Source organism: Rhizobium leguminosarum (assembly GCF_001679785.1).
Taxonomy (GTDB): domain Bacteria; phylum Pseudomonadota; class Alphaproteobacteria; order Rhizobiales; family Rhizobiaceae; genus Rhizobium; species Rhizobium leguminosarum_R.
On the sequence record NZ_CP016289.1, the window covers coordinates 535,581 to 556,982 of the forward strand.

The following is a 21,402-nucleotide window of genomic DNA, read 5'->3' on the forward strand; positions in this document are numbered from 1 at the left end:
GCGAACAAACGTTTACCGAGCGAAGGGTTTCACTGTCGTTGCCGGTAGGCAGAGGGTGTGACGCCGGTGCCCAACTTGAATGCCCGTGTCATGTGGCTCTGGCTGCTGAAGCCGCAGGCCGAAGCGATCTGCGCTATTGGGTCCATGCCTGATAACATCGATTTGGCGCGCTCGATACGCCGGTGAGCCACCCAGCCATGTGGGGACACACCATAGCTTGCCCGGAACATCCGCTGAAAATGAAAGGCGCTGAGCTGCCCGATCGCCGCCAGATCCTGCAAGCGGATTGTCTCACCGAGATGGGCCTCGATATACTCCAGACTCCGGCGCCGCACATGAGGAGCGAGCCCGCCGCTGATCGCGCAGGGACGCATCCCTCCATAACGCGGATCAACGAAGAAATCGTTGATCGCCTGCGTCATCGCTTCCTCAGCCAGCAGATAACCGCCCGTCACGATCGCTTTCGTCATCTGTCGAAGCGTGTGCGCCAAGACGGGTGCATCTGCGAAGGTTAATTCGGGAAGAGCCATGAGCCGCGCATCGCGGTCAAACGTCTCGGCAAACATCCGGCGCATCTGGTCGTCGGGAACATACAGATGGACGAATTGGGAGAAGTCGGTGATTTCCCATTCGGAAGAGTGCTCCTGCGGCATGATGCACAGCACTCCCGGACGGCCGCGAGCGGCGGGGCTGCCATCCAGACGACGCGTTCCGGCGCCGCCCCTGAGATAAAGACTGAACGTATGACCGTTCGGCCGCTGATAGCTCATCCTGTCGTGTGCATTGCTCCAGATGGCAGCTGATCGCCCGAACCCCAGATCGATGGACTGTGACATCCGCGCAGTGGGAGATGCGGATAGAAACCTGAAAACCGAGGGGTGACTATATTTCACCAATTCTTCCCCACACCTGATCATGCCGCGCGAACAATACCGGCGGACGACCCGCATGGCGAGCCGGAAGTCCGGGCAAATCGATTTCATAGCAAGAATCTGCAAGAGGCCTGCTCACGGTTCGCCTATTGGTCGGGAAAACGAGGATCACTCCATGGCAAATGCCGCTCTTTTCATCGCGACCGTCCTGATATGGGGCACGACCTGGATCGCCATTGCGATGCAGGTCGGTCCCGTGCCGGTCTTGGTCTCGGTCTTTTACAGATTTGCGGTTGCAGCCGTGATCCTCGTCGCCATCCTGGTTGTCATGCGGCAGCTCAAGCTGCCTGCCTTGCGCGATCAACCTTTCATCCTTGCGCAAGCGCTCTGCCTGTTTAGCCTCAATTTCATCTGTTTCTACAACGCCGCCGCCTCTATCCCATCCGGGCTGATCTCGGTGATCTTCTCGCTCGCAACGATCTACAATGCCGTCAATGCACGTCTCTTCTTCGGCGACCGCATTACAGGCCGCACGCTTCTCGCAGCCGCCCTCGGAGCAACCGGCCTTCTCCTCCTTTTCGGACAGGACGTCGTCGTCGATTTCAATATGGGCACGTTGAAAGGAATCGGGCTCGCAGCGCTTGGTACGCTGTTCTTCTCGCTGGGCAATATGGCATCGCGTCGAAACAGCGCGGTCGGAATCTCACCGCTGACCGCCAATGCCTGGGGCATGACCTATGGCACGATCGTCCTCCTCTTCCTGATTGCCGTGACGCAAACGCCGATCGTGGCACCGCCCAACATCACCTATCTTGCCGCCATGCTCTATCTCGCGGCAATCGGATCGGTGATCGGCTTCACCACCTACCTCATGCTGGTGTCCCGCATCGGCTCCTCGCGCGCTGCCTATGCCACCGTCCTGTTCCCGATCGTCGCCCTGTCCTTGTCGACGGTCTTCGAGGGCTACCACTGGAGCGGTCTGGGCTTGATCGGCCTCGCGCTGACGCTTCTCGGCAACGTGGTCATCTTTGCGCGACCTCTAGCCCGTCGCCCGCCGCAGTCAGATACGAGGCTGCCCGCAGGCGGATGAGAGGCCGGCCTCGGCAATCTCCCGGGCGGAGGTAGCTAGCCGAGCGGCTTTTGCAGGACGTCGAAGCGCGGATTGGTTTCGGAAAAGATCGGCAGGGCGGCGGCGCCGAGGATTGCCGTATCCTTGCCGGTCATGCCGATCATCACCCGGGGTACCGTCCGCTTTTGATTGGGGTCGATCGGGGTATGCAGCGGCTCCAGCCGCTCTGCAAGCCGAAGCATCAGCGATGTCGAGATACTGCCGCCGAGCACGATGGTCTGCGGATCGAAGGCCAGTTCCAGAAAATCGACGGTCTGCCGCAGCGGCTGGACGGCCTGATCCAGCCAGGCATCGAGACCTTCGCCGCCCTTGGCGATCCGTGCGTCGAGATCGTCAGGCGACAGCTCCTCGGCATTGGCAATGCCCATGAATTCATAGGCGACGGCCGGTGACACGTAGCGATCCAGACAGCCGCGCTTGCCGCAGCTGCAGAGCTTGCCATGCGGTTCGACGATGATATGGCCGATCTCGCCGGCATTGTTGCGGCTGCCCTTGTAGAGGTGGCCGTCGAGGAACATTCCGGCGCCGATGCCGCCGCCGCCTGCGAGAAACAGATAGACGAAGCTGCCGAAACCGCGGGCAACGCCATGAAGACGCTCGCCGATCGCGGCTGCCGTCGCATCGTTCTCGACGAGCACCGGCACCTTGACCCGCTGTTCGAGCTCATGCCCGACAGGAAAATCCTGCCAGCCGGGCAGGTTCTGCGGGCTGAGCGACGTGGTGCCGCCATCGGCATAGCGGCCGGGCAGGGCCATCCCGACGCCGAGCAGCCTGTTCCGGTCGAATGTGAAGGCCTGCTGGAGATCCTCGACGATGGACTGGAGAGCCGGCATGGCCCTTTGCGGATCCGGATGTTCGACGTGGCGCTCGATGCGCGCGCAGACGGCGCCGGAGAGATCCGTCAGAACCCCGCTTGCGCGCTGGCGGCCAAGTTCGAGACCTATCGAATAGGCGCCGCGCGGATTGATGGTGTAAGGGATGATCGGCTGGCCACGCGCCAGCTTCTGCGCCTCGGACGGAACGAGAAGGTGCGATCGCTCCAGTTCCTCGACGATATTGGAGACGGTCTGGGCAGTCAGCGCCGTCATCCGGGCGATCGCTGCGCGCGACAAGGGACCATTCGTGCGGACAGCCTCGATCACCACACGCCGGTTGTGAGACTTGGCCTGCTCGAGATTCGTGCCGGAGATCGCCTTCATGTCGCCTTCAAAGGAAATGGTGCGTCACCCTTGTCACAAGACGAACACCGATGAAAGCCACATTCTTCGTCACGTCCCATTTGCTAATGCTGTCGACTAGCGGGCTTTGCCTCTATGCAGGAGGCCGATGATCGCTATCCCCGCCAATCCGGTGACGGCGCTGAGGATCGCGGTTCCCGAATAACCAGTCACAAAGGTGCCGGCGGCAAAGATCAGCGCGCCGATCCCGGCACTGGCAAAGATATTGACGGAGATCAGTGCGCTGCCGAGGCCCGGCCGGTCGGCGATCAGATCCTGCAGATAGGTGATCGGAATGCTGATGATCGCCGACGCTCCGATGCCGGCAAGCAAGGTGAGCGCATAGAGGTGCCACGGCTCAGAGGCAAAGCCGAGCAGGCTGAGGAACACGGCATAGATGATGGTACCGGCAGCAAGCGCCGTCATCTGGCCGGCCTTCCGCGCGATCCGCGACCAGACGATGATGAAGACGACCTCCAGCAATGCGACGATGCCGACGAGAATGCCGACGTCACTCAGCCTGCCATGCGCAGCACCAGTGGCGATCAATGGCAGAAGGGCGTCATTGAGATGCAGTGTGCTGGTGATCAGCGCCACCCCGCAAATATGCGCCGAGATGCGCGGCGAAACCACCTGGCGAAGCGCGCCGAGATAACTGAGATGATGAACTGCTGCCATCTCCGTTCCCGCCCGCTTCGGCAGGGCGAAAACGATGATCCCCTGGCAGAGCAGACAGGAGATGCTGGCAAAGAGGTAGGCCGGCAGCATGCTCGATGCGCCAGACAGCAGCAGGCCGGTTATCCCTGGGATCAGCACCCAGGATAGCGAGATCATGGCGCGCACGCCGGAGTTGGCCGTCACCATGTCGCTTCGGTTCATGCCGTGCATCGCCGCGCGCGCATTGGCAAACAGCAGCGAGTTCAGCGCCCCGTAGATCGGCAGCGGCAGCAACCCGCTGATGACGAATATGGCCGCAGTCGGAAACGCGTAGACCATGCCGTAGCCGACGATGCCAAACAGGCAGGCGCCGATCATCGTCGACCGGTACTCGCCAAGCCGGTCGGCGAGATTGCCGAGCAGGATGCTGATGACGACGTTCACCGCTGCCGAGACGAAACTCAGGAAGGAATAGAGACCGTCGCTCAAGCCCAATTCGCGGATACCCACGACCGAACGATAGGGGGCGGTCATCGCCCCCGCCATTCCGAAGGTGAAAATGGCGATCATGCTTGCTCGGATCGCCGGATTACGGAAGACGTCGGGAAAAAGTCGGCTCATGCGGTCATCGATCAGAAGTAAGCCGGCTTCACAACCCGCTCCTCTCGTCTTCCTCTGGAGCAATTCCAGGGAAAGTGCGAAGCGGTTTTTCGTCCGGAATTGCGTAAAACAAAAAGTTAGAGCGGTTCTGCGCTTCCATGAAAAAGTTGAACCGCTCTAGGTTTCAGTAATGTTCCGATTGCGAGAAGGTTCGCGCGAGTTCGGCCTGGCCGGCCGTGAGGCCGCAATCGACAGGCAGGCAGACGCCTGATATCGCTGCGGCCAGGGGACCGGCAAGGAAGGCCACGGCATTGGCAACATCTTTCGGATCGACAACGCGCTGCAGCGGATACCAGCGGCGTGCTTCCTCGAAAACATTCGGATTGGCTGCCGCGCGTGCCTCCCAGGCCTGCGTCTTCACCGTGCCGGGTGCGACGGCGTTGGACCGGATGCCGAACTTGCCGTATTCCACGGCAACCAGCCGGGTGAAATGCAGAAGGCCTGCCTTGGCGACGCTATAGGCCGGGTGCCCGAAGACATGCATGCCGTTGACCGAGGCGATGTTGACGACGGAACCCTTCGAGGCCTTCAGCATGGGTTCGAATGCGCGGAAACATAAGAATGCCGCTTCGAGATTAAGCGCATTGTCCGCCCGCCAGATCTCGGGCGTCGTGTCGTGCAGGCTGGTCGCGCGGGCAGCACCCGCATTGTTGACCAGGGTTCGAACCACGCCGACGTCGGCGGCGCGTCTTGCCAATTCCGCAATGCTCGTCTCGCTGGTTACATCGCATTCGACGGCGACGAAGCGATTGCCCGGTCCGAGTTTCGCGGCCACGGCAGCCGCAGCCTCCGCATCGATGTCGGCGAGCAACACGACGTCGTGGTCATCGGCGAGCCGTGCGGCGATCGCTGCGCCGATATCGCCGGCAGCGCCGGTAACGATGGCTATCGACTGCGTCATTTTCCGTCGCTCCCGTTCATGAACCTCAATCTCCAAGCAATTGCCGGTCGTCGCCGTCACGGTGAATGACAAGCTGCTGCTTGATACGCCGAAGCGTGGTCGTCGCCTTCGGCTGAACGGCATAGGCGACCAGGCTCGACAGGATATCGATCGTCGCGATGTAGGCGATCCGCGTCGAGGTCGGGCGATAGATATTGTGGCCCTCGGGAAGATCGATCGGCACGACGATTTCGGCGGCCTTGGCAACCGGGCTGTCCGTCTGGGTGAGCGCGATCGTCTTCACCTTGGTCTGGCGGGCAAGCTCGAAGGCCCGCACCAGCTCCATATTGCGCCCTGAGAAGGACGAGCCGATCAACACGTCACCGGGCCTTGCCGCGGCAGCCATCATCAGCTGCATGCTGTGGTCGGAACTTGCCGTGATGCGAAGCCCGAGACGGAAGAGCCGGTTCTGCAGTTCGTCGGCGATCATCGACGAATTGCCGCCCGACCCGAACGCATAGATCATATCGGCCTTGGCGATATGCGAAACGGCGGCTTCGATCGCGGCAAGATCGAGCGACCGATGCAGGAGAAAGAGCGCGTTCTGGGCCTTGGTGATGATATCCTGGACGACATCGGCCGGATCGGTGCTTTTCGATTCCGGTTTCAGATAACGAACGCCGATATGGGCGGTGCGGGCAAGCTGCACCTTGAAGTCGGAAAAGCTCTCGCAACCGAGCCGCCGGCAAAAGCGGGTAACGGTTGGCGGCGATACCTCGGCCCGTTCCGCGAGCTCGATGATCGAGGCATTCACGGCAAACTCGAAGTCGTTGACGATAATCTCCGCGATGCGGCTCTCGGAGGGAGAGAGCCGACCCTTGTCTTCCTGCAGCGTTGAAAAGATATCCAAGCCCGTCCCCCCGATGGTTCTCTATCCATCCTTCTTCTTATAGGCCACGCAGTCGATCTCAACCTTGCAATCAACCATCATCGACGATTGCACACAGGCGCGTGCCGGCGGGTGTTCGCCGAAGTACTCCTGATAGATTTTATTGAAGGTCCAGAAATCGCGCGGATCATCGAGCCAGACGCCGACGCGCACGACGTCCTCGACGCCATATCCGGCCTCATCGAGGATCGCCAGGACATTGGCAATCGTCTTGTGGGTCTGAGCAATGATGTTGCCGTCGATGATTTCGCCATCTTCCATCGCAACCTGGCCGGAAACATACAGCCATCCGTCGGCTTCGACCGCACGTGCGAAAGGCAGCGCCTTGCCGCCGGCGCCCGTTTGAACAGTGCCATAGCGCTTGATCGGCATGCTGGAGTCCTTGCAAATTATTTTCTTGATAAGTTGACAAGTGACCATAGAAAGCAGAATTTGACCAGAGAAAAACACCATTTATGAAAAGAATTTCAATCCGGGGCTGATATGCGCGATCCTTTCCAGAATCCTTTCCCGTCAGACGGCGCCCGGCATGCCATCTGGGAAATGCTCGTCCCGCGCGATATCGATGCGTTTCTGGCGGCCGATTGGTCGATGGTGGAACATGACTTCGTCGAAGAGGGCTTTATCGGTATCGATGCCCAGAAGCAGGTCAGCCCCGACAGGTGGCGTCTGGCATTTCCGACGCTGTCGGCCTATCGCCAGGAATGGCTGAGGCAGGCAAAGGATTTCGCCGAGCAGAGTTTCGCAGAAGACGCGCGCACGGCGATCTTCACCACGACGACGCTTGAGGATATCGAAATCGAGGGCGAAATGGCCCTCGTTCGCAAGAAATTCGACGGCGGCATTACCAAGAGCGACGATACCCGGGACGTCCTGCAATGGCAGACGCTCTATTACTGCAGGCTTCACCAAGGGCGCTGGAAAATCTCAGGTTTCACCGGCTACCTGCCGAACCCGATGGGGTAAAGCAGAGCCGACAACACGAAGGCGACTTACTTGCGCATTTTCACGGCGGCACTGGCGACCGAGACCAACACCTTTTCCCCGATCTGCGTGGATCGCCGCGCATTCGAAGCCTCGCTTTATGCGCCCCCCGGTCAACATCCAGAAACGCCGACGCTGTGCACTGCGCCGATCACCGTCGGAAGGCGCGTCACCCGAGAAAAGGGTTGGGAACTGATTGAGGGAACCGCCACCTGGGCCGACCCCGCAGGCCTCGTCAACCGGGCGACCTACGAGGAACTGCGTGACGAAATCCTCGAGCAGCTCCGCGCGGCAATGCCGGTCGACGCCGTTGTCATGGGCCTGCACGGCGCCATGGTGGCCGCCGGATACGAGGATACCGAAGGCGATCTTCTCTCGCGCATCCGCGAGATCGTCGGGCCCGATGTCCTCATCTGCGCCGAACTCGATCCGCACAGCCATCTCACGGCAAAACGTGTCGCCGCTCTCAATTTCGCTGTCTATTTCAAGGAGTTTCCGCACACGGACTTCGTCGACCGTGCCGAGGATCTCTGGCGCATCGCGGTCGAAACGCTCGAAGGGCGGATCAAGCCTGATATGTCGGTGTTCGACTGCCGAATGATCGACGTCTTCCCGACATCGCGCGAGCCCATGCGTTCCTTCGTCGACAAGATCATGCAGATCGAGAAGGATGATCCGGATGTCCTGTCGATCTCGGTGATCCACGGCTTCATGGTAGGCGACGTTCCCGAAATGGGAACGAAGCTGCTTGTCGTGACGGACAATAGACCGGCAAAGGGCGCGGCTTTGGCGCGCGAACTCGGTCTCGAACTGTTTTCGAAGCGCGGCACCTTCATGGTCCCGCAGATCGACGAGAAGGAAGCCGTCTCACGCGCGATGACTGCCACCGCATGGCCTGTTGTCATCGCCGATGTCTGGGATAATCCCGGTGGCGGCACCGCAGGAGATGCGACGGTCATCCTCGGAGAGCTGATCGCCCGCGGCGTCACGAGTGCCGCGATCGGCACCATCTGGGATCCGGTGGCCGTCCAGATCTGTTTTGCGGCGGGCGAGGGGGCGGAAATTCCGCTGCGCTTCGGCGCCAAGTCGGCGCCCGGCACCGGCAATCCCGTCGACGGTACCGTCAAGGTCGTCAAGCTGGTGAAGAATGCCGAGATGCAGTTCGGCGAGAGCCTCGCACCTTTCGGCGACGCCGCACATATCGTGCTTGACGGCATCGACATCATCCTCAATTCGACACGCGCTCAAAGCTTCGATCCGAGCCTTTTTTCGTCGATGGGCATCGACCCCGCAAGGCAGAAGATCCTGGTGATCAAATCCACCAACCACTTCTTCGCGTCCTTCTCGAAGATCGCGGCCGAGATCCTTTACTGCTCTGCCGGAACGCCCTATCCCAATAATCCGGCGACGACACCATACCGGCGGGCACCGAAGACCATATGGCCGATCGTCGCCGATCCACACGGACCAGAACGCGGAGCCGCCTAGATGCATGACAACAGGTTTGCCGTCATCGCCAAGGCAGGTGACAGGATCGCCGATCTCTCGACGCCGCGTCCTGTGATCGACGAAGACAGGCTGGCGGCAAACATAGACCGCGTTCAATCCTATATGGATCAGCACGGGCTGAACTTCCGCCCGCATATCAAGACGCACAAGATCCCGGCTCTCGCCGTCGTGCAGGTTGCCGCGGGCGCCAAGGGCATCAATTGCCAGAAGGTGACGGAAGCCGAAGTCTTTGCCGAAGCCGGCTTCGAGGATATCCTCATCACCTTCAATATCCTCGGACCGCAGAAGATCGAGCGGCTGGCCAAGTTGAACGAGAGAATTTCGGCCCTCAAGGTCGTCGCCGACAGCGAAGTGACGGTCGACGGGCTCGCGGCGCATTTCTCCGGCCACAAGCCGCTGAACGTGCTGGTCGAATGCGATACCGGCGGCGGCCGCTGCGGCGTGCAGACACCGGGTGAGGCGGCCTCGCTCGCCAGGCGCATCGCCGCTGCCGATGGCCTCACCTTCGGCGGCATCGTGACCTATCCGAAGCCGCAATCGGCCGCCGCCGTGGAAGCCTTCATCGCCGAAACGCTGAAACAGCTGAAAACGGAAGGCATAACCTGCCCGATCGTCAGCAATGGCGGAACGCCAAGCCTCTTCGAGGCGCATCTCGTCACCTCAGCCACGGAACACCGCGCCGGCACCTATATCTATAATGATCGCCAGATGGTGCGCATGGGCCATTGCACCGAGGACGATTGCGCGATGCACGTGCTGGCGACCGTCGTGTCACGGCCAAACGCCGATCGCGCCGTCATCGATGCCGGGTCGAAGGCGTTGACCTCGGATCTTCAGGGTTTTAGCGATTACGGCCTGATCGTCGGTTATCCCGAGGCGCGGATCAGCAGCCTCTCGGAAGAACACGGCGTGATCGACCTGTCGAATTGTGCCGGCCCCCGGCCGCAAATCGGCCAGAAGCTCTTCATCATCCCGAACCACACCTGCGTGGTCTCCAACCTGTTCGATACGATGGTCTTCCATCGGGGCGGCATCGTCACCCGCGTCGAAGAAGTCGCCGCCCGCGGCCTCGTTTGGTAGGAGCCGCTTCCGATTGAGGGCGAAATGGCCCTGATCGCCGAAGGCCATTTATTCTGGACTGCAGTGGTTACCCCCACCTAAAGACGTTCACTCCCAAGCGGGCCGACGCCAGTTGCATCTCTGAGGTAAAATGTCCATGTCCGAAGGCCAGAATGGACCGAAGCGAATCCGGAACCGCTGAGCCAGCAGCAACCTGTATCGCTCTCACGCCATCCGGGTTACGATGCGTAGCTGAGAACCGGCGCGGTCGCTGCGTCGGACCACCTACGTCAGGAGGGCCATGTGAAATCGCCAACAGTGAGAGTTATGGCCGCGGCCGAGGAAGTTTTGGCGGTCGAAACGGTCATGTTGGCGTTTGCAGCGGATCCTATGGCGCGATGGACCTGGCCGCATGCACACCAGTACCTTGCGGCCATGCCGCGAATGATCCGGGCGTTCGGGAGCAGCGCATTCTCTAACGGAAGCGCCTTTTGCACCGACGGCTACGCCGGGACGGCGCTGTGGCTATCGCCCGGGGTGCATTCCGACGAGGAAGGGCTTGGTGCGGTGCTCGAGAGCACGGTTGCGCCCGCTCTTGCCCCCGAAACCGCGGCCATATTCGAGCAGATGGCCACGTACCACCCAACGGAACCACATTGGTACCTGCCCCTGATCGGCGTCGACCCGGCGCATCAAGGCAAAGGTCACGGTGACGTCTTGATGGCGTACGCACTCGCACGGTGCGATCGCGATCACGCGCCAGCCTATTTGGAATCCTCGAACCCGCGCAACATTCCGTTCTACCGACGCTACGGCTTCGAACCGCTCGGCGCGATCCAGGTCGGTTCGTCGCCGACGCTCGTCCCGATGCTGCGGCGGCCGCGTTGAGCTACTAACCCAAAGTCTGCGTTCGGAGTGTGTCTGCGCCGGCAAACAAACGTGCTCACGTGTTCAGTGCGCTGCTGTTCCGAGCGCTGCGGCTAGTACGTCGGCCAGGCCGCGCCCGGCGCTGCCGTCCTCATCAAGGCGCGGATTGTAGATGGTGATCTCGATACCGACTGCCTTGCCACTCGCCAAGGCAACCCGAAGCGCGGTTTCTAGCTCGTCCCACGATAACCCGCCCGGCACGCGGAAATCGACAGCCGGCATGATGCCGTCATCGAGGCAATCGGCGTCGAGATGGATGAAGAAGCCGTCCAATTCCTCTCGCGTCAGGTGGTCGACCGCTTCGCGCGCGGCGGCCTCGATGCCCATCGCGCGCACGGCGGGAAGGTCAATCGCCTTGAGCTCTTTGGGAAGCGGCTGGCTTCCGTACTCCTCCTGATCGTTATGATCGCGATATGCGAACGCGACGGCGTCTTCGGGACGGACCAAAGGACCGCGACCTTCAATGTCGGTCAGGAGCGACGGGCCGTGGCCGGTGACCAAGGCAAGATCCATCGAGGCGCCCTCACCATTGGGTTCCGCCTCGGGCTGAAAGAAATCGGCGTTGCCGTCGATGAAGAACAGGCCGTAGCGGCCGCGCCGTCGAAACGCGAGCATCGAGCCCATCAGGATCGTGCAATCGCCGCCGAGTACAACCGGAAATCTGCCCGCGTCAAGCACCGCTTCCACCGCGTCGGCGAGCTTGGGCGACCACGCCGCGATTGCCCTGGCATTCAGGATACCGGTCTCGGGATCGGGCATAGGGTCCTTCGGAGGCACCGCCAGCCGCTCGGCGCGGTGCGCATGGATGCGCTCCGCAAGTCCGAGGCCCAAGAGCTGGCCAGGCAAGCGCTCCACACCGTCGGTCGCCAAGCCCAGCGTAGAGGGGGCTTCGAGAATTGCATAGGGAAGGGTCGGCATGCGCGGCTCCGTTAGCGAGTCATTTTGCGGAGTAGGTCACGGCCTCGATCTTGTGACCGTCCGGATCGCGGACGAACGCTCCATAATAGTTCGCATCATAACTCGGCCGCAGGCCCGGAGCGCCATCGTCGCTGCCGCCATATTTTAGTGCTGCTGCGTAAAATTGATTGACCATCGAACGGTCCTCGACAGCAAAGGCGATATGAGTGCCATTGCCCACGGTCGCTGGTTTTCCATCAATCGGAACCTGGACGCTGAAATGAAACGTACCACTGCCGTAACCAAGTCCACCCTCGTCCTCGGCCATCGGCACAATTCCGACGATGGGTAAAACGGCGTCGTAGAAGCGCTTCGAACGCGCAACATCATTCGTCCCAACCGAGACATGGTGGATCACGACTACCTCCGCTAGCCTTGTCCCCTAACGGCAGCTTTTGGTCATTGTTCCCTCAAACCGTTGTTTGCAATCGCCTCGCGTGTCATTTCCTCCCCGGAACCGATCCCTGGCAGGACAAACCACTGAAACGGAGCCAGTCGGTTCAAGCCGCCGTCGGGTTGATCACGTTCATATCGATTTCGGTCAGCTCAACGCGCCGCTCGAAAGCTATGCCCGCCTCGTCGAAGAGGTGGCAATCTGCGGCATTGATGCCGGTCGCGACAGGCGCGTCCGCACGGATGCCAACGCTGCCCGGCAGCATGGCGCAGAAATTCTCGGACTCTCCGTTGAGCGAGGCGTAGGCGACCGTATTTGCCCCGAGGCGCTCGATGACTGTCGGGGTCACGGTAAAGACGATATCGCCGCCGCCAAGCTGGATATGCTCCGGCCGGATGCCGAGCGTCAAAGCCTTGCCGGCCATGCCGTCACGCGGCGTCACGGGCAGAACGGCTGTCTGGCCTTGATATTCCACCTCGACGCCATTGGCGCTGACGCCCTTGCAGGTCACGGGAAGAAAATTCATTTTCGGATTGCCGATGAAGCCGGCGACGAACTGGTTTGCGGGCTTGTGATAAAGCTCCAGCGGCGCGCCCGTCTGGGAGATGTCACCGGAATCCAGCACGACGATGCGATCGGCCATGGTCATCGCCTCGACCTGGTCGTGCGTCACATAGATCATCGTCGCCTTCAACTGCCTGTGCAGCTTGGCAAGCTCGATACGCATGTCGGCGCGAAGTGCTGCGTCGAGGTTGGAAAGCGGCTCGTCGAACAGGAATATCTTCGGTTCGCGCACGATGGCGCGGCCGATCGCGACGCGCTGGCGCTGGCCGCCGGACAGCATGCCGGGTTTCTGCTGCAGCCGCTGTTCGAGGTGAAGGATGCGCGCCGCGTTCTCCACCTTGGCCTTGAGCTTTTCCTCTTCCATCCTTTCGACCCGAAGCGGAAAGGCGATGTTCTCGAAGACCGTCATGTGCGGATAAAGCGCGTAGGACTGGAACACCATGGCGATGCCGCGCTTGACCGGCGGCAGGTCGTTGACCCTGACGCCATTAATGACGATGTCGCCGGCGGTCGTCGCGTCGAGACCTGCGATCATGCGCAAGAGCGTGGACTTGCCGCAGCCCGACGGTCCGACGAAAACGACGAACTCGCCGTTCCGCACCTCGAGCTGCACGCCCTTCAGAACTTCGTAGTCGCCATAGAATTTCTGAACTTTGTTGAGAAGGAGCTGTCCCAAAAATCTGTCTCCACCGGCGGCCTTGGTCGCGCGTTCATCGTCAGGGAAGGGATCGCGGATATCATACCCCGCGATCCCAGAGAGCCCGAGGGGCTTATTTGAAGGCTTCGATTTCGCCCGCAGCCTTCTTGAGCGCGGCCTCCGGCTCGGCCTTACCCGTCACGACGGATTGGATCATCTCGATCATCGAGTTCTGGAAGCCTTTATAGTCGGTGAAGAGCGGCTCCGGGCCGCCGTAGCTGATGCCTTCGATCAAAGGCTTCCAGTGCGGATCCTTGGCGACAAATTCATCGACCTTGGGCGACGGACGCAGCGGTGTGAGGCCGGCGCCGCCCTGCAGTTCATATTCGGACTGCACATCCGGCGAGGTGATGAACTTGGCGAATTCCATCGCCTTGTCCTCGACACCCGAACCCTTGAAGATCGCCAGGCTGTCGGTGATCAGCAGCGTGCCGGGCCCCTTGGCGTCGGGGCCGAGCGGCAGCGTCGTGATACCCCAGCTGATTTTCGTCGCCTTCAAGCGGTCGGCGGCACCCGAGCCGGCCTGGATCATGGCAACCTTACCGTCGAGGAAGATCGCGCGGACTTCGTTCTGCTCATAGGCCGTCGGGCCTTCTTCGGAGTAGGGGACGATATCCTTGTAGGCCTTCAGCGCGGCGAGAATCTGCGGGCTGTCGAGCGTGACCTTGCCATCGGCATCGATCACCGAGCCGTTGTTGGTGTAAACCCAATGCATGAACTGGTGCATCGTGTTGTCGAAGGTCTTGGCGGAGAGACCGAAGCCCGGAATGCCGGTCTTTTCCTTGATGGTCTTTGCCATCTCGATTTCTTCAGCCCAGGTCTTCGGCGGCGTCTCGGGATCGAGGCCTGCCTGCTTGAAAAGATCCTTGTTCCAGTAAAGCGCCTTGGTGGAAAAAGCGATCGGAACGCCCCACTGCGTGCCCTCGAAGGTCACGGTGTTGACGATGTTCGGATAGTAGGTCTTCTTCTCCTCGTCCGTCATCGGCACCGGAACGATCAGGTCGTTCTGCGCGAATTCCTTCAGCGTGCGCGAGCCGACATAGGCCATCGCCACCGGCGTGCCGGCGGCAGCAAGCGTCGTTGCCTTGTCCTGGCACTGCGCCCAGCCGACGACCTCGGGGGCGACCTTCCAGCCTGTGTTCTTTTCTTCCCATTGCTTGATGTATTTAGTGTGGACCGGGTCGATCGTGTCGCCGCAATAGATCCAGCTGATTTCCTTGTCGGCCGCCTGGGCAGTGACGGCGGTCAGTGCCGTCGAACCGAGCAGGGCGAGCGCCATAAGGCCTGTCTTGATTGATATGCTCACGTCGTGACTCCCATTCTTGTGTTAGCTGTTCACTCGTTTTTTGGTCTTATTGTTTCACCGCACCGGCGGTCAGCCCGCCGACAAGGTAGCGCTGAAGGAAGAAGATGACGACCATCGCCGGCGCGATACCGACGAAGGAAGCCGCCATCAGTTCGTTCCAGATGACCTCCTGCTTGCCGAAGTAAGCAAAGAGCCCCACCGGCAAGGGCATGTATTCGGTCTTCGAGTTGAACGTCAGCGCGAAGATGAATTGCTGGGCATAGGCGCCGATGAAGGTGGTGATGGCGACGACGATAATCCCCGGCATCGCAATGGGCAGGATGACCCGGCGCAGCGTGTAGAAATGGCTGGCGCCATCCATGTAGGCCGCTTCGTTGAGTTCCTGCGGAATACGGATCATGTAGGTGCGCAGCAGCCAGATCGCCGAGGGGATCAGGAAGGCGACGCCCGGCACGATCATGGCGAGATAGGTGTTGAGCACGCCGATGCTGCGCATCAACCGAAAGAGCGGGATCAACAGCACGGCGCCGGAGAACATGTTCACCGTCAGGAAGGCGCCGAGCAGGATGCCCATGCCCCTGAATTCGAATTTCGCGAAGGCATAGGCCGCCGGAATGACGAGGCAGAGCACAATCAGCGTGACGATGATCGAGATGAAGAACGAGTTGAAGATATAGCGCCCGAAGCCCGGCACGCTGATCCACATCGTCCGGTAGGCTTCGAAGGAGCCGTTCTCCGGCCAGAAGCGATAGGGCGAGGAGAAGAGCTGGCTGAGCGGCTTCAGCGAAACCAGGAAACCTTCGACGAAGGGCGACAGAACGAAGAAAAGAAACAGCGCAATGCCGCAATAGATCAGGATGATTTCCCACCAGCGGTAACGGTCGATCATGGCTGCATTGCTCATGCGCGTTTCTCCGGATTGAGGCGGCGGGTGACGCGGAAATAGGCGAAGCAGAAGAGCGACAGGAAGATGCAGATCAAAACGGCGCGCGCTGCACCTTCACCGTATTTCTTCGAGCCGATCGCGGTCTGATAGGTATCGATGATCATCGTCGTCGTCTCGCCGCTCGGTCCGCCCTGCGTCAGGATCCAGATGATGTCGAACGAGTTGAAGGTGGCGATCAGCGAGAGCATCGACATGGTGATGATCGCCGGCACCATCAGCGGCAGCGTGATGCGGCGGAAGCGGTACCAGCGGCCGGCGCCGTCGGTCCAGGCGGCCTCGTAGAGATCCTTCGGAATGGATTGGATCGCCGCCAGGAAGTAGATCGTCACCAGCGGCACGCCGATCCATACGTCGGTGATGATCGTTGCCCAGAAGGCGGTGCTTCCGTAGGCGAGGAAGGCGACCGGTCCGTCGACGAGACCGAAGCGCTGCAACAGGCCCGATATCATCCCGAACTGGCCATTATACATCCAGCCCCACATGAAGATGCCGATCGCCATCGGCACGATCCACGGCGGCATGGTCAAAAGCCGGAACAAGGAGCGGCCGGGAACCGCGGCATTCAGCATGCATGCGCCGAACGTGCCGATCACCATTTTCAGGGCAACGGAGAAGAAGGTCCAGACGAAGGTGCGGATGATCACTTCCGCAAACCGTTCATTGAAGATCTTCTCGTAATTGGCCCAGCCGACCCAGTTGGTGGTCTTCCTGAGGGACGCGTCGGTGAAGGAGAGAATGAAGGTATCGACCAGCGGATAGGCGACGATCGCCAGAACATAGAGCACAGCCGGAAGAAGAAGAATGCAAGCGAAGATGAAGGTGCTTCTTTGAACACTCATCTTGCCGCCCTCCTCAAGCCGCTCTCGCGTGAAGGGCTTCGTCGAAGCGGTCCCAGACGGGTCTGAGATCGACGACCGTTTTCTTCATCCTCGCTTCGTCCATCGCCAAGGCGAGGATGCCGGCCTCGAGCGCGTTCAGGGTGGAAACAGGAAGTTCGAGCCCGGTGCGCACGCTTTCAAGCAGGTCGCTCGCCATCTGTTCATCGGCGCCGTAGTGCTGGGAGAGCTCGGTGGCGGCATATTTGTTTTCGACCACCTTATTGCCGGTCAGCTGTTCGTGAACGTCGAGATAGCCGCGAACGAAATCGCCTTCGGCCATGCCGCGCGATCCCATGATGGCGAAACGGCGGAACTGGTCGGGCACGTTGAGATTGGTGTGGAAGTTCATGCCGACGCCATTGGCATATTCGACGATCGCCACCTGATAGTCGATGATGTCGGCATCGCTGTCGAAGACCTTGTCCGAGCCCATCCATCCGCTCGGCTTGCGGTGGAAAAGCTCGAGGTCGTTGATGCCCTCGCGCGCCGGGTCGTTTGCCGGGATGAAGCTCTTGCGGCCGCCGAAACTTGCGACGCGCTCCGGCCGCGCGCCGACGACACCATTATAGAGATCGAGGTCGTGGCAGCATTTCTCCAGCATGAAGCTGCCGGAATAGCGCTCATAGCGGCGCCAGTCGCGCATGAAGAAGGCGCCGTGATAGGGCTCGATATGTTCGGACGCCTCGATCGACACGATCTGGCCAAGCTTGCCCTCCGCCTGGATGGCGCGGAGATCCTTGTAAAGAGGAGAATAGCGCAGCACGAGACCGACCATCAGTCGCTCATGGCCGAATTTTGCCATCAGATGGGCAAGCTCGATGCTTTCGGCGATCGTCGTGACGATCGGCTTTTCGCAGAAGACCTTGAGACCGGCTTGAAGCCCGAGCCTGATATGATCGAGATGCAGGTGATTGGGGGAGCCGATCATCAGCAGATCGAGTTTTTCGGAGGCGAGGAGCTCTTCCGGCGAACCATAGGCCTTGCCGACTGAAATTCCCTTTTCCGTCAATCCGGGAAGTCCGGCGGGTTCCGGATCCACATAGCCGACAATGTCGAAGCTGCTATCGATTGCCTTGAAAACATAGCCGAGATAGCCGAGCCGGAATCCTAGCCCGATGATTCCCACTTTCATGCCGATCAGGTTCCCATTTAGTAATTTATTTTCTTTAAGTTGGGACAAAAATCGGAAGGCGTCAATAGAAAACGGGCATCGAAGCGCAAGCATGAAATTAATTTTCATAGATCGCTAGCCGGCGGGCGATGGCTCGCTGCAGCCGACCGGATGCCGATTGCTAGAGGGAATGGGGCGCATCTCTTAAGGCGAGGCGGGCGGCGAATTCAGCGACTGTGGTGCAGCCGATGATCGCCCCGGCAAGCTCACGCCGAACTCGCGAAATGTTGAAAAGAGCCGCGAGTTTACGTGTGTAGGATGACGCGACAACCTGTAGGCAAGGAGGAGCCATCATGACTCGTATGACAGCCAAGGATTTCCCCCAGGAACTTCTCGAACTCTACGATTACTACGCGCATGGGAGAATTACCAAGCGCGAGTTTCTCGACCGGGCCGGCAAATTCGCTGTCGGCGGGCTTACGGCAGCCGCCATTCTTTCATCGCTGAGCCCCGACTATGCGCTGGCGACCCAGGTCGAGTTCACCGATCCCGATATATCAGCCGAATACATCACCTATCCCTCGCCAAAGGGAAATGGCGATGTCCGCGGCTATCTCGTCCGCCCCAAAAACGCGACCGGCAAAGTCGCCGCCGTGGTGGTCGTTCACGAGAACAGAGGTCTGAACCCCTATATCGAAGATGTGGCGCGGCGCGTGGCAAAGGCGGGTTTCATCGCTCTTGCGCCGGATGGCCTGACCTCGGTCGGAGGCTATCCTGGCAACGACGAAAAGGGGCGGGAACTCCAGCAGAAAGTCGACCCAGAAAAGCTGATGAACGACTTCTTCGCGGCGGTCGAATTTTTGATGAACAACGATCTCACCACAGGCAAGGTCGGCATCACCGGCTTCTGCTATGGCGGCGGCGTCGCCAACGCTGCGGCTGTGGCCTATCCGGAGCTTGCCGCAGCCGTGCCGTTCTACGGCAGGCAGCCGCGCCCCGAAGACGTGCCGAAGATCAAGGCGCCATTGCTTATCCACTATGCCGGTCTGGACAAGGGGATCAACGAAGGCTGGCCGGCCTATGAAGCTGCCCTGAAGTCATCGGGAAAAACATTCGAGGCCTATATCTATCCCGACGTCAATCACGGCTTTCACAATGATTCCACGCCCCGCTACGACGAAGCGGCTGCCAAGCTCGCCTGGCAGCGGACGGTCGACTGGTTTACGAAATACCTCGCCTGAGAAGGCCGGATTTGAACGAGCTGCGGCGGGGAGCCATTCCCCGCCGCTTTTCCGTCCCGCGGCTTGTCAAGGCGACTGACAGTCCGCGATCAGGCTCCAGAAGTGATCGTCGCCGGACAGGTTTTCAGAATCGGCAAGCCTGCGAAGCTGCAGGAAAGAGGCGTCGGATACATTCCGATTTCCCCAGCGCAAGCAGTCCATGAATTTGACTTCGCGTTCATGAACGCTCATCGGCGCTTCGAGCGATCCCTTCGCATGCAAGCGTAACTTCTTCAAAATGCGCCCGGCGCGCATCGTGACCGTGACGACATGCGGGAGGCGCTCCACGCCTTTTTCCTCATCAGCTGAATAGGACTGCATTTCGACGCGCGGCATGAACTCCCGAATTTCCGCTCGCCCAATCTCCCGCCGTGTAAAATCCGAAAGGCTAAGGGAGCCTTTGAGGAAAGCTGTCGCCAGACAATATTGCATTGAGAAGCGTGCCTGCATCTCGTCGGCGGGCTCGGGATAAGCGAGGTTGCGAGCAGCGGATATGCCGACTTTCGTCTCGATCCTGGCAATGTCGTCCGCCAAAAGCCCATGCTCCTGCTTCAGTTCCAGAAGCGCATCGATGGCGCGATGGGTGGAGGCGCAGCAGGGATGGCGCTTGGTCACCACGCCCCGGCTTTCGATGATATGCTCCTCGTCGAATGTCAGGTCTTCCCAGCCCTTGGCATCATCGCCCCCGAAAAGATCGAGGAAGCCTTGCGGCCGCTCGAGGATATCCGGCCGCCCGCTCATGCCCGCCAGCGCCATGCGCGCCGCGTCCACGGCATTGCGCGCGGCAATGCCGGCATGAAGCGGTTTGGCGGTCGTGCCGAATTGCCCTTTCGGGCCGCAGGCGAAGCTCGTCGCCAGGCTCATCGCCGCGATTAGGCTTTCTTCGTCGGCGCCGAGAAGCCGAGCCACGCCAGCCGCAGCCCCGATGCCGCCGACCGTCGCCGTTGCGTGCCAGCCTCTGTTGTAGTGAGAGGGATTGACGCCGAAGCCGACCGCCGCCTGCGCTTCCAGCCCGGCCAGGTAGGCCTCGAGAAACCGTCTTCCGCTCGTCGCCTTGCCGCTCGTCAGAACCGCCAGCAGCGCAGGCACCAGCACTGCGGAAGCATGAGCTCTCGCCGGATGGAAATTGTCATCGAAATCGAGCGCATGAGCCGCCGTTGCGTTGATGAGTGCGGCGAAAGAGGGCGAGGCGGAGCCGCCGGTGACGAGCCGAGCTGCGCCGCCTTCGGCGATTTCCCCGTCGAAGGCGCGGGTGAGCGCGGCAACGCTTTCATCGCCCCTGCCTGCAATCATACAGCCGATGGTGTCCACCGCAGCATCTCTTGCCCGGTCCATGGCGAGGTCTGAGAACGTCGTTCGCGACAGGAGCTGTTCCGCGATCTTCCGGAGAATGGTGGCCATTGACGAAAGTCTTTCCGTGAGTTTGGTTCTCAGCGGAAAATGTTCAACTTTCCGCAGGTCCGCAATCTTATGCGGTTTGCGGGTAGGGCTATCGATGTTGGAGATAGAATGGCGCGAGACACGAGTGCGGCGATCAGCCTGAAGCATATCGAGGCCTATGACGCCATCGCCGCGACGGGCTCGACGATTGCCGCTTCCGTCGAGCTTGGGATCTCGCAATCGAACGCCAGTCGTTTGTTGCAGCAACTGGAAGACTATCTCGGCGTCCGGCTTTTCGACCGGGAAAAGAACCGGCTTCAACCGACCCGCGAGGGGCTGCAGCTCGGCCCGGAAATCCGTGCCATTTCCGACCGGCTACGCGCCTTGAAAACGGCGGCGATGGAGCTCGAGAGCGGTCGATCGCGCGAGATCATGCTGCGGCTCGCCTTTCCCTCCAGTCTTTCCTCGACGCGCATTCCAAAGCTCGTGAAGAACTTTCTCGCATCGAACGGTCCGATGCGCGTCGAAGTCGCATCCGGCAGCTATCTGGCAATTGAACGGATGGTGGCCGACGGCGAGGCCGATCTCGGCTTCGCGCGTCTGCCGCTGATGAGCCCGGGCTTGAAACAGGAGAAGATCCTGTCGTCGCGGGTCATTTGCGCCCTACACAACGATCATCCCATGGCTGGCAGCCGCCAATTGTCGGTCGGCGACCTGAAGGGGCAGGATCTGATCATGCTGAACAGGGAGCGACCGGTTCGCCACGAGCTTGAGGCGTTGTTCTACAAGGCCGGCATCCGCCAACGCCCCCTGCTCGAAGCGCATTCGGTGGCGAGTGCCTGCGCGCTGGCCGCCCAGGGGCTCGGCATTGCGCTGGTCGGCGAGATCATCGCCCACGAATATGCGACGCTGCCGCTGCAGTTCATTCCGCTCGAACCGGAACTGCCGATTGCCTACGCGCTGATCAGCGGAGAGAAATTTCCGATGCCCAAGGCCGCCAGCCTCTTCCTTCAAAGCATTTCGGACTGGGCATGATGACGGTGCCT

General features: G+C 60.6%; 21 protein-coding genes. 7 read left to right on the plus strand and 14 right to left on the minus strand.

All coding sequences use genetic code 11. The features are described 5' to 3' along the window. Positions 1-29: 29 nt before the first annotated feature. The gene (locus BA011_RS34040; RefSeq protein ID WP_065284088.1) at positions 30-770 is read right to left on the minus strand and encodes a helix-turn-helix domain-containing protein; all 741 of its coding nucleotides are present in this window, start codon (positions 768-770) and stop codon (positions 30-32) included. Between the two features lie 277 nt (positions 771-1,047). On the opposite strand from BA011_RS34040, the gene BA011_RS34045 reads away from it, so the two are divergent. Then, positions 1,048-1,962 carry a DMT family transporter gene (locus tag BA011_RS34045; protein ID WP_065284089.1) on the plus strand — a complete coding sequence of 305 codons (915 nt, stop codon included), beginning with the start codon at positions 1,048-1,050 and terminating at the stop codon, positions 1,960-1,962. Between the two features lie 35 nt (positions 1,963-1,997). On the opposite strand, the gene BA011_RS34050 is transcribed toward BA011_RS34045, so the two are convergent. The 5 genes from BA011_RS34050 to BA011_RS34070 all read right to left on the minus strand — a co-directional run bounded on the left by BA011_RS34050 (position 1,998) and on the right by BA011_RS34070 (position 6,736). Further along, positions 1,998-3,200 carry an ROK family transcriptional regulator gene (locus tag BA011_RS34050; RefSeq protein ID WP_065284090.1) on the minus strand — a complete coding sequence of 401 codons (1,203 nt, stop codon included), beginning with the start codon at positions 3,198-3,200 and terminating at the stop codon, positions 1,998-2,000. Between the two features lie 96 nt (positions 3,201-3,296). Beyond that, complete coding sequence (locus BA011_RS34055) at positions 3,297-4,496, minus strand: MFS transporter (protein WP_065284091.1); 1,200 nt, start codon at positions 4,494-4,496, stop codon at positions 3,297-3,299. Positions 4,497-4,659: 163 nt separating this feature from the next. Then, entirely contained in the window at positions 4,660-5,436 is a 777-nt protein-coding gene (locus tag BA011_RS34060) for an SDR family oxidoreductase (RefSeq protein WP_065284092.1), read from the minus strand. Positions 5,437-5,461: 25 nt separating this feature from the next. Beyond that, positions 5,462-6,325 (minus strand): MurR/RpiR family transcriptional regulator, encoded by an 864-nt coding sequence (locus BA011_RS34065; protein WP_065284093.1) that lies wholly within the window; start codon positions 6,323-6,325, stop codon positions 5,462-5,464. A gap of 21 nt (positions 6,326-6,346) precedes the next feature. Beyond that, a complete protein-coding gene (locus tag BA011_RS34070) occupies positions 6,347-6,736 on the minus strand; it encodes a RidA family protein (protein ID WP_012555064.1) in 390 nt (129 codons plus the stop codon). A 111-nt stretch (positions 6,737-6,847) separates the two neighbouring features. On the opposite strand from BA011_RS34070, the gene BA011_RS34075 reads away from it, so the two are divergent. The 4 genes from BA011_RS34075 to BA011_RS34090 all read left to right on the plus strand — a co-directional run bounded on the left by BA011_RS34075 (position 6,848) and on the right by BA011_RS34090 (position 10,804). Then, the gene (locus BA011_RS34075; RefSeq protein WP_065284094.1) at positions 6,848-7,330 is read left to right on the plus strand and encodes a hypothetical protein; all 483 of its coding nucleotides are present in this window, start codon (positions 6,848-6,850) and stop codon (positions 7,328-7,330) included. Between the two features lie 30 nt (positions 7,331-7,360). Then, the gene (locus BA011_RS34080; protein ID WP_065284095.1) at positions 7,361-8,836 is read left to right on the plus strand and encodes a M81 family metallopeptidase; all 1,476 of its coding nucleotides are present in this window, start codon (positions 7,361-7,363) and stop codon (positions 8,834-8,836) included. Next, positions 8,837-9,937 carry a D-TA family PLP-dependent enzyme gene (locus BA011_RS34085; protein WP_065284096.1) on the plus strand — a complete coding sequence of 367 codons (1,101 nt, stop codon included), beginning with the start codon at positions 8,837-8,839 and terminating at the stop codon, positions 9,935-9,937. Positions 9,938-10,219: 282 nt separating this feature from the next. Continuing rightward, entirely contained in the window at positions 10,220-10,804 is a 585-nt protein-coding gene (locus tag BA011_RS34090; protein ID WP_186806613.1) for a GNAT family N-acetyltransferase, read from the plus strand. Between the two features lie 63 nt (positions 10,805-10,867). On the opposite strand, the gene BA011_RS34095 is transcribed toward BA011_RS34090, so the two are convergent. The 7 genes from BA011_RS34095 to BA011_RS34125 form a co-directional block, all read right to left on the minus strand. After that, positions 10,868-11,761: an arginase family protein gene (locus BA011_RS34095; RefSeq protein WP_065284098.1), complete on the minus strand. Its 894-nt coding sequence runs from the start codon at positions 11,759-11,761 to the stop codon at positions 10,868-10,870. A 19-nt stretch (positions 11,762-11,780) separates the two neighbouring features. Next, the gene (locus BA011_RS34100; RefSeq protein ID WP_065284099.1) at positions 11,781-12,158 is read right to left on the minus strand and encodes a VOC family protein; all 378 of its coding nucleotides are present in this window, start codon (positions 12,156-12,158) and stop codon (positions 11,781-11,783) included. A gap of 142 nt (positions 12,159-12,300) precedes the next feature. Further along, positions 12,301-13,434, minus strand: coding sequence for an ABC transporter ATP-binding protein (locus tag BA011_RS34105; protein ID WP_065284100.1), 1,134 nt, complete (start codon positions 13,432-13,434; stop codon positions 12,301-12,303). Positions 13,435-13,528: 94 nt separating this feature from the next. Next, complete coding sequence (locus tag BA011_RS34110; protein WP_065284101.1) at positions 13,529-14,734, minus strand: ABC transporter substrate-binding protein; 1,206 nt, start codon at positions 14,732-14,734, stop codon at positions 13,529-13,531. 73 nt (positions 14,735-14,807) lie between these two features. Then, on the minus strand, positions 14,808-15,665 hold the full coding sequence (locus BA011_RS34115; protein ID WP_003553169.1) for a carbohydrate ABC transporter permease: 858 nt from the start codon (positions 15,663-15,665) through the stop codon (positions 14,808-14,810). After that, positions 15,662-16,546, minus strand: a complete 885-nt coding sequence (locus BA011_RS34120; protein ID WP_017958115.1) for a carbohydrate ABC transporter permease — start codon at positions 16,544-16,546, stop codon at positions 15,662-15,664. Before BA011_RS34120 ends, BA011_RS34115 begins: the two co-directional genes overlap by 4 nt. A gap of 13 nt (positions 16,547-16,559) precedes the next feature. Then, the gene (locus tag BA011_RS34125; RefSeq protein ID WP_065284102.1) at positions 16,560-17,717 is read right to left on the minus strand and encodes a Gfo/Idh/MocA family protein; all 1,158 of its coding nucleotides are present in this window, start codon (positions 17,715-17,717) and stop codon (positions 16,560-16,562) included. A 332-nt stretch (positions 17,718-18,049) separates the two neighbouring features. Here BA011_RS34125 and yghX point away from each other — a divergent pair, with 332 nt between their 5' ends. Continuing rightward, a complete protein-coding gene (gene yghX / locus BA011_RS34130) occupies positions 18,050-18,937 on the plus strand; it encodes a YghX family hydrolase (protein WP_065284103.1) in 888 nt (295 codons plus the stop codon). A 66-nt stretch (positions 18,938-19,003) separates the two neighbouring features. Here yghX and BA011_RS34135 read toward each other — a convergent pair whose 3' ends face one another. Beyond that, complete coding sequence (locus BA011_RS34135) at positions 19,004-20,377, minus strand: MmgE/PrpD family protein (protein ID WP_065284104.1); 1,374 nt, start codon at positions 20,375-20,377, stop codon at positions 19,004-19,006. A 39-nt stretch (positions 20,378-20,416) separates the two neighbouring features. On the opposite strand from BA011_RS34135, the gene BA011_RS34140 reads away from it, so the two are divergent. After that, the gene (locus BA011_RS34140; RefSeq protein ID WP_186806614.1) at positions 20,417-21,391 is read left to right on the plus strand and encodes a LysR family transcriptional regulator; all 975 of its coding nucleotides are present in this window, start codon (positions 20,417-20,419) and stop codon (positions 21,389-21,391) included. Positions 21,392-21,402: the final 11 nt, after the last annotated feature.

What these genes read in the sequence shown, in the direction of transcription:
- BA011_RS34040 (WP_065284088.1), bottom strand. Translation starts at nt 770, where the DNA reads ATGAGCTATCAGCGGCCGAACGGTCATACGTTCAGTCTTTATCTCAGG.
- BA011_RS34045 (WP_065284089.1), top strand. Translation starts at nt 1,048, where the DNA reads ATGGCAAATGCCGCTCTTTTCATCGCGACCGTCCTGATATGGGGCACG.
- BA011_RS34050 (WP_065284090.1), bottom strand. Translation starts at nt 3,200, where the DNA reads ATGAAGGCGATCTCCGGCACGAATCTCGAGCAGGCCAAGTCTCACAAC.
- BA011_RS34055 (WP_065284091.1), bottom strand. Translation starts at nt 4,496, where the DNA reads ATGAGCCGACTTTTTCCCGACGTCTTCCGTAATCCGGCGATCCGAGCA.
- BA011_RS34060 (WP_065284092.1), bottom strand. Translation starts at nt 5,436, where the DNA reads ATGACGCAGTCGATAGCCATCGTTACCGGCGCTGCCGGCGATATCGGC.
- BA011_RS34070 (WP_012555064.1), bottom strand. Translation starts at nt 6,736, where the DNA reads ATGCCGATCAAGCGCTATGGCACTGTTCAAACGGGCGCCGGCGGCAAG.
- BA011_RS34075 (WP_065284094.1), top strand. Translation starts at nt 6,848, where the DNA reads ATGCGCGATCCTTTCCAGAATCCTTTCCCGTCAGACGGCGCCCGGCAT.
- BA011_RS34085 (WP_065284096.1), top strand. Translation starts at nt 8,837, where the DNA reads ATGCATGACAACAGGTTTGCCGTCATCGCCAAGGCAGGTGACAGGATC.
- BA011_RS34095 (WP_065284098.1), bottom strand. Translation starts at nt 11,761, where the DNA reads ATGCCGACCCTTCCCTATGCAATTCTCGAAGCCCCCTCTACGCTGGGC.
- BA011_RS34110 (WP_065284101.1), bottom strand. Translation starts at nt 14,734, where the DNA reads ATGGCGCTCGCCCTGCTCGGTTCGACGGCACTGACCGCCGTCACTGCC.
- BA011_RS34115 (WP_003553169.1), bottom strand. Translation starts at nt 15,665, where the DNA reads ATGAGCAATGCAGCCATGATCGACCGTTACCGCTGGTGGGAAATCATC.
- BA011_RS34120 (WP_017958115.1), bottom strand. Translation starts at nt 16,546, where the DNA reads ATGAGTGTTCAAAGAAGCACCTTCATCTTCGCTTGCATTCTTCTTCTT.
- BA011_RS34125 (WP_065284102.1), bottom strand. Translation starts at nt 17,717, where the DNA reads ATGAAAGTGGGAATCATCGGGCTAGGATTCCGGCTCGGCTATCTCGGC.
- yghX (WP_065284103.1), top strand. Translation starts at nt 18,050, where the DNA reads ATGACTCGTATGACAGCCAAGGATTTCCCCCAGGAACTTCTCGAACTC.
- BA011_RS34135 (WP_065284104.1), bottom strand. Translation starts at nt 20,377, where the DNA reads ATGGCCACCATTCTCCGGAAGATCGCGGAACAGCTCCTGTCGCGAACG.
- BA011_RS34140 (WP_186806614.1), top strand. Translation starts at nt 20,417, where the DNA reads ATGTTCAACTTTCCGCAGGTCCGCAATCTTATGCGGTTTGCGGGTAGG.